At 64.0% G+C, this 6,204-nt stretch carries 9 protein-coding genes; 4 read left to right on the top strand and 5 right to left on the bottom strand.

Annotation, left to right across the window (positions count from 1 at the left end; all coding sequences use genetic code 11):
* The 3 genes from EN879_RS20555 to EN879_RS20545 all read right to left on the bottom strand — a co-directional run.
* On the bottom strand, positions 1-315 hold a 315-nt coding region (locus tag EN879_RS20555), incomplete at its 3' end, for an AAA family ATPase (RefSeq protein ID WP_164774484.1).
* Complete coding sequence (locus EN879_RS20550; protein ID WP_013532202.1) at positions 315-737, bottom strand: VOC family protein; 423 nt, start codon at positions 735-737, stop codon at positions 315-317. The genes EN879_RS20550 and EN879_RS20555, both read right to left, overlap by 1 nt.
* A gap of 10 nt (positions 738-747) precedes the next feature.
* The gene (locus EN879_RS20545; protein WP_063167784.1) at positions 748-1,569 is read right to left on the bottom strand and encodes an enoyl-CoA hydratase; all 822 of its coding nucleotides are present in this window, start codon (positions 1,567-1,569) and stop codon (positions 748-750) included.
* A gap of 154 nt (positions 1,570-1,723) precedes the next feature.
* Between EN879_RS20545 and EN879_RS20540 the strand changes: the two genes are divergently transcribed.
* From EN879_RS20540 to rpsI, 3 genes are all read left to right on the top strand, one after another.
* Positions 1,724-2,188 (top strand): PaaI family thioesterase, encoded by a 465-nt coding sequence (locus tag EN879_RS20540; protein WP_063167783.1) that lies wholly within the window; start codon positions 1,724-1,726, stop codon positions 2,186-2,188.
* 215 nt (positions 2,189-2,403) lie between these two features.
* On the top strand, positions 2,404-2,868 hold the full coding sequence (gene rplM, locus EN879_RS20535; protein WP_013532205.1) for a 50S ribosomal protein L13: 465 nt from the start codon (positions 2,404-2,406) through the stop codon (positions 2,866-2,868).
* A 1-nt stretch (position 2,869) separates the two neighbouring features.
* Positions 2,870-3,352, top strand: coding sequence for a 30S ribosomal protein S9 (gene rpsI / locus EN879_RS20530; RefSeq protein WP_023810272.1), 483 nt, complete (start codon positions 2,870-2,872; stop codon positions 3,350-3,352).
* Between the two features lie 193 nt (positions 3,353-3,545).
* On the opposite strand, the gene EN879_RS20525 is transcribed toward rpsI, so the two are convergent.
* On the bottom strand, positions 3,546-4,445 hold the full coding sequence (locus tag EN879_RS20525) for a LysR family transcriptional regulator (RefSeq protein WP_013532207.1): 900 nt from the start codon (positions 4,443-4,445) through the stop codon (positions 3,546-3,548).
* 90 nt (positions 4,446-4,535) lie between these two features.
* Between EN879_RS20525 and EN879_RS20520 the strand changes: the two genes are divergently transcribed.
* Positions 4,536-5,423, top strand: a complete 888-nt coding sequence (locus EN879_RS20520; RefSeq protein WP_063167782.1) for an aldo/keto reductase family oxidoreductase — start codon at positions 4,536-4,538, stop codon at positions 5,421-5,423.
* Between the two features lie 51 nt (positions 5,424-5,474).
* Here EN879_RS20520 and EN879_RS20515 read toward each other — a convergent pair.
* Positions 5,475-6,204 (bottom strand): glycerophosphodiester phosphodiesterase family protein (locus tag EN879_RS20515; RefSeq protein ID WP_164774483.1); only part of this gene is annotated, 730 nt, incomplete at its 5' end.

Genomic DNA, 6,204 nt, shown 5'->3' with positions numbered 1-6,204 from the left:
GCGGAATGCGTTGGCCAGCGCGGCACCACTCTTGTCGATGGCGCTGGAATGGTCGACCGGCCTATATCCCTTGCCGCCACCGGCTTCGTCATAGCCGGCCAGCGCACCGATCGCCTCGAGCAGCGTCGATTTGCCGGTGCCGTTCTCGCCGACGATGATGGTGATCGGCGTGGTGAATTCGAGTTCGAAGTCGTGGCCGCGAAACAGCGGCAGGTTCCATGGATATTTTTCCCAATCCTCGACCCGCACGGCATCGAGCAGGATGCGCTTCAGATAGGGAGCCTTGAGCCGCGTCAGCTGCTTGCGATGGGCCATCAGCCAGGTAGCGAAATCGTGCCGTCTTCCGCGATCGGAAAGGCCGGATTGTGCGCCACTTCCCAGACATGCCCGTCGGCGTCGGCGAAGTAGCCGTACCAGCCGCCCCAGAAGGCGCGGCCGGCCGGCTTGACGATGCGGCCGCCGGCTTTTTCCGCCCTGGCGAGCACGTCGTCGACTTCGGCGTCGGAGCGGGTGTTGTAGGCGAGGTAGACCGCCGATGGCGCCGCGGCGAAGGCGATGCCGGAATCCTCTTCTGCGCTGGCACGTGGGAACAGACCAAGAATGACGCCGCCCATCTGGAAGAAGGCGACACCGTCGGTGATACCGGCATGCCGCTTCAAGCCCATAGCCTCGTAAAAGCGCACCGCGCGGTCCAGATCATCGGTGGCGATGGTAACGATAGAGATTCGCGGCTCCATGGTGCTGCTCCTATTCGTCCGTCCATTCCGGCTTGCGCTTGCCGATGAAGGCGCCGATGCCTTCCTCGGCGTCGCGCGCGAGCATGTTTTCGACCATGATCCGGCCGGTATAGGTGTAAGCATCCGCCAGCCCCATTTCGGCCTGCGAGTAAAACGCCTCCTTGCCCGTCTTGACCACCAAAGATGATTTGGAAGCAATGGTTTGCGCGTATTTGGTGACGATCTGATTCAGGTATTCACGCGGCACGACGCGGTTGACCAGGCCGAATTCCTTGGCGGTTGCCGCATCAATGGTCTCGCCGGTCAACAGCATCTCCATCGCATGCTTGCGCGAGACGTTGCGCGACAGCGCCACCATCGGCGTCGAGCAGAACAGGCCGATGTTGACACCCGGCGTACAGAAGGTCGCCTCATGCGAAGCGATCGCCAGGTCGCAGCTGGCGACCAGTTGCAGCCCGGCGGCGGTGGCCAGGCCGTCAACCTCGGCGATGACAGGCACTGGATGACGCACGATCGCCTGCATCAGCGTCGCACAAGCGGCAAACGTCTCTGCGAAAAAGGCCTTGCCATGATCGGCGTCAGTGCGGCGCGCGGTCATTTCCTTGAGATCATGGCCGGCGCAGAACACCTTGCCGGCAGCCGACAAGACGATGACGCGAACGGCCTTGTCGGCCCTGGCGCGCTCGAGTTCGGCCGTCAGCGCCGCCATCACCGCCAGCGACAGCGCGTTGGCAGGCGGATTGGCGAGTGTGAGGCGCAGCACGCCCTTGTCCAGTTGTGCAACCACCGGACCCTCAACGGCGGCAGGCTTGATGGCAAGGATTTCGGCCATGGATAGGGTTCTCCGCGATTCCGCTGGGGCTGCCAGACTATCTAATACCGGATCAGGTTTCGTCCAACACCGATCGCTTGCGCCAGGGGACGAAGGTTGTCAGAAATGCCGCGCTGCGCTCATACAGGCCTGGCGCAAAGCGAGAGACCAAGACATGCCCGCCCAGACCAACCTCAAGCCCGTGCTGACCGCGCAACAAGTCAATGCGCTGATGGAAACCGTCTATCCGCAGCTCAATGAGCAGTTCAAATATTTCGAGGCGATCGACGTGTTCCCGGGCGGCTGCACCGTGCGGCTCAACGCCGGCGAACGGCATTTGCGTCCCGGCGGCACGGTGTCCGGCCCCTCGCTGTTCACGCTGGCCGACATTGGCGGCTACGTCTGCGTGCTCAGCCATGCCGGGCCGGATGCGCTTTCGGTCACCGTCAACCTCGACATCAATTTCGTGCGCAAGGCCGAGGCAGGACCGATCGACGGCCATTGCCGCATCCTGAAGCTGGGAAAGAGCCTGATGGTGTTCGACATCGACATCGTTGCCGGCCCAGACGGACACACGGTGGCGCATGCCATCGGCACCTATTCGATCCCGCCGAAGCGGAATGGTGATGTGGTAAAATAATACCTTTTGTTCAAGTTATTGTTTTTGCTACATTTTACCTGATATCTACCTTTTCGTTCGCCTTGACGCGGTCACCACCCTCGCCTATAAGCCTCCACGAAGCAGCGGCCCGCAAAGGCCGCCGTTTTGTTATTGGCGGCGGGCAAGCGCCTTTCGCCAATCCAAGCAACAAGAAACGCCTTCTCTTATGAAGGTCAGAACCGAGAGCAGAAAACATGACAACCTTTTCGCAGAAGCCTGCGGATGTGGTGAAGAAGTGGATCCTGATCGACGCCGAAGGTCTCGTCGTCGGTCGTCTGGCCACTGTCATCGCCAATCATCTCCGCGGCAAGCACAAGCCGACCTTCACCCCGCACGTCGACGACGGCGACAACGTCATCGTCATCAATGCCGACAAGGTGGTGTTCACCGGCAAGAAATTCACCGACAAGGTCTATTACTGGCACACCGGCCACCCAGGCGGCATCAAGGAGCGCACCGCGCGCCAGCTGCTCGAGGGTCGTTTCCCCGAGCGTGTCGTCGAGAAGGCCGTTGAGCGCATGGTCCCGCGTGGCCCGCTCGGCCGTCGCCAGATGAAGAACCTGCGCGTCTATGCAGGCGCCGAGCATCCGCATGTCGCCCAGCAGCCCGTCGTGCTCGACGTGGCCAAGCTGAACGCCAAGAACAAGAAGGTCGCATAAGATGGCTGAGCTTTCCTCGCTCGCAGAACTGGGCGCCGCCACCGGCAACACCAATACCCAGCCGGCGGCCCCCGTCCACGTCCAGAAGCTCGACAAGTCGGGCCGCGCCTATGCCACCGGCAAGCGCAAGAACGCCATTGCGCGCGTCTGGGTGAAGCCGGGTTCCGGCAAGATCATCGTCAACGACAAGGAATTCGCGACCTATTTCGCGCGTCCGGTCCTGCAGATGATCCTCAACCAGCCGATCATCGCCTCCAACCGCGCCGGCCAGTACGACATCGTCGCGACAGTCGTCGGCGGCGGTCTCTCCGGCCAGGCTGGCGCCGTGCGTCACGGCATCTCCAAGGCGCTGACCTACTACGAGCCGACGCTGCGCGCCGTGCTCAAGAAGGGCGGCTTCCTGACCCGCGACAGCCGCGTCGTCGAGCGCAAGAAGTACGGCAAGGCCAAGGCCCGTCGTAGCTTCCAGTTTTCCAAGCGCTAAGCACTTCGCAGCTTCAGACAATCGAAAAGGCCGCCTCCGGGCGGCCTTTTTGTTTGCGGCTCGGCAGTCACCCCACCCACGCCTACGGCGCGACCTTCCCATCAAGGGGAGCTAGAAGAGCGCGGCGCCCTACCTCCCCTCAATGGGAAGGTCGGCGCGGAGCGCCGGGTGGGGTGACGGCGCCGGAAACAGGTCAGGCCTTGCCGCCCTTGATATAGTCGATGAACGCCCGCAGCGGGGCCGGAACCAGGCGCCGGCCGGGATAATAGAGAAACGGTCCGGGAAAACTCTGCCACCACGGTTCGAGCACGGGCTCAAGAGCGCCGCTGTCGAAGTAAGGGCGCAGCCAGCCCTCGAAGAGGCCGATGATGCCGGTGCCGGCAATAGCCGCGTCGACGGCAAGATCCGTCGCCCCGCCGATCCGCACGATCAAGGGGCCTGTCGGATCGACCCGCACCACCTCGCCGTCTCGCTCGAATTCCCAGGGCAGCATCGCACCGCTGGCAAAGCGCCCACGCACGCAGGAGTGGCCAAGCAGGTCGCTCGGGTGTTGCGGGCGGCCATGGCGATCAAGATAGGCAGGGCTGGCGGCCGTGGCGAAACGCTGCACGCGCGGTCCGATCGGCACCGCGATCATGTCCTGCTCCAGCCGCTCGTCATAGCGGATGCCGGCATCGCAGCCGGCCGCCAGCACGTCGACGAAGTTCTCGTCGGCGATCACCTCCAGCCGGATACCGGGATAGGCGGCGAGGAAACCCGGCACGATATCGGGCAATATCAGCCGCGCAGCACTGACCGGCACGTTGAGACGCAACGAGCCAGCCGGCCTGTCGCGAAAGCCGTTCACCACGTCCAGCGCCGCCTCCACCTCCGACAGCGCCGGGCCGAGCCGCTCCAGAAGGCTGAGGCCCGCCTCGGTCGGGACAACGCTGCGCGTCGTGCGGTTGAACAGCCTGACACCGAGCTGCACTTCCAGGCGACGCACCGCCTCACTCAGGCCGGAGGCGCTGCCGCCGCTCGCACGCGCGCCGTCGCGAAAGCCGCCGGCGCGCGCCACCGCCACGAAAGCATTCAGATCGCTGAGGTCCATCATTGTTCGCCATTCCGCACGGCCTGTGTGGATTGTACCGGATTATCACGAGGTTGGGCAGCGCCTATCTCTGCCTCCTCAAGGAGATCAATCATGTCCAACATCCAACAATCCGGCACCTTCGCCCCCGCCACCTTCAAGCTTGGCAGCCGCACCGTGAAGCGGCTCGGCTACGGTGCCATGCAACTCGCGGGACCCGGCGTGTTCGGGCCGCCCAAGGATCATGACGCGGCATTGGCCGTGCTGCGCGAGGCGATTGCGCAAGGCGTCGACCATATCGATACCAGCGACTTCTACGGTCCGCACGTCACCAACCGGCTGATCCGCGAGGCGCTGGCGCCCTACCCCCAAGATCTCGTCATCGTCACCAAGATCGGTGCCCGGCGCGGCGCGGATGGATCGTGGCTGCCGGCCTTTTCCGCGGAAGCGCTCACCCAGGCGGTACACGACAATCTCAGCAATCTCGGGCTCGAGGTGCTCGACGTCGTCAACCTACGCATCATGTTCGATACCCATGGCCCCGCCGAAGGATCGATCGAAGCGCCGCTTACCGTGCTGGCCGAGCTCCAACAACAGGGTCTGGTCAGGCACATCGGGCTGAGCAACGTGACGCCGGCGCAGATCGCGCAAGGACGGGGGATCGCCGAGATCGTCTGCGTGCAGAACCAGTACAATCTGGCGCATCGCGGCGACGATGCCCTGATCGACGATCTTGCCCGCGATGGCATCGCCTATGTGCCGTTCTTCCCGCTCGGCGGCTTCAACCCGCTGCAATCCTCCACCCTGTCGGAAATCGCGGCGCGCCTCGGCGCCACGCCAATGCAGGTCGCGCTCGCCTGGCTGCTGCGCCGCGCGCCCAACATCCTGCTGATCCCCGGCACATCGTCGGTCGGGCATCTCGGGGAGAACCTCGCTGCGGCTGAACTGGAATTGCCACAGGATGCGCTTAGCGAACTGGACGGCGTGGCGCTAGCGGCTTGAAGCTAACCAATCTCCCCCCTCGTGAGGGAGATTGGCAGCGTCAGCCGCCGCTTAATTGATGCTCGCCGTATTCGCCGGCTCAACCGGCCGCGCCTCGTCGGCATAAGGCACGCGAAAACCATTCGCGGCCAGCCAGTCGATTGCCGCCTTCGGCTCGTCGGTCTGGATGATGGTGGCGCCGCGATCGGCCCAGAAACCCCAGCTTTCGCGCGGCAGGCTGGCCTGCACCGCCAGTTCGTCGCCGCGGCCGCCGGCGAGGAAGCCGCCCGGTTTGTTGGCGATGGCGTAGGTGTCGGCCCAGATGTGCCAGTTGCCCCTGACTGCGGCCGCGCGCATGCGCGTGCTGAACAGCGGCCCGCCCGTCTCGGTCAGCGTCTCGGCGCCTGCCCGCCAGTTGATCAACTCGATCGCGCGCGGCGAGAAGGCGCGGTCGACCGTCCCGGCGAAACCGGCGTCATGCACCGCGTCATCGGCGATGATCGGCATGAACTGGAAGCCGCCGCCAATGGTCTCCATGGCGGCCTTGACCGTGGAAATCCGTTGTGAATTCCACAGGTTCTCCTTGACGATGACCTGTTCGGCCATGCCGAGACCGCGAGCGACCGCAATCATGCCCGGGAGGGCGCCGACGTCGAGCTTGTTGTCGAGGTTGATGAGGATGCGGTTTCTGGTCGCCATCAGCATCTCGTGCAGCGTCGAGACTGTTTCACTTGTCGCCGCACCGGTGCCCTCGACCACCAGCCGGCATGTCTTCAGTTCGGCCAGCGTGTACATGACCACC

This window comes from Mesorhizobium sp. M7A.F.Ca.AU.002.02.1.1 (genome assembly GCF_003998535.1).
Lineage (GTDB): Bacteria > Pseudomonadota > Alphaproteobacteria > Rhizobiales > Rhizobiaceae > Mesorhizobium > Mesorhizobium ciceri.
Note: the sequence above shows the minus strand (reverse complement) of the source record. Positions and strands in the feature narration are given on the sequence as shown.